This is a genomic window from Pseudomonas viridiflava, assembly GCF_900602065.1.
GTDB lineage: Bacteria > Pseudomonadota > Gammaproteobacteria > Pseudomonadales > Pseudomonadaceae > Aquipseudomonas.
This window is the reverse complement of sequence record NZ_UWFN01000112.1, coordinates 1-350: the sequence shown is the minus strand read 5'-3', so window position 1 is coordinate 350 and position 350 is coordinate 1. Positions and strand designations below refer to the sequence as shown.

Annotated in this window: 1 protein-coding gene; it reads right to left on the bottom strand. The window is 51.4% G+C overall.

Going from position 1 to position 350, the window contains the following annotated elements:
• Positions 1-9: 9 nt before the first annotated feature.
• A complete protein-coding gene (locus tag EE949_RS05205) occupies positions 10-201 on the bottom strand; it encodes a Flp family type IVb pilin (RefSeq protein WP_043305204.1) in 192 nt (63 codons plus the stop codon).
• Positions 202-350: the final 149 nt, after the last annotated feature.

Genomic DNA, 350 nt, shown 5'->3' with positions numbered 1-350 from the left:
AATAACCGTTTAAGTCAGAGCGGTCTGAATTCGAGTAAACAGCGCTGCGACCCTGCTACTGATCTCCGGCACAAACGCAACCAGCGCAACCGCGACCATCGCTGCCAGCAGTGCATACTCGATACCTGACGCCGCCTCCCTGTCCTTGATAAATGAACTGATCCGGGTGTGACACTCAACGTAAAGCGCGGTAAGGAACATCTTATTTCTCCTTGCGCCGGGAATGGCGCGACATGCATGCGCATGTGAAACCGTCTGCACCTACAGCATTGTCTCCAATCCACAAACCCACAATCGTAATAAAGCATTAGTCGAAAAGTGATAGTCGACGTTACACGCGACTTGCTGAA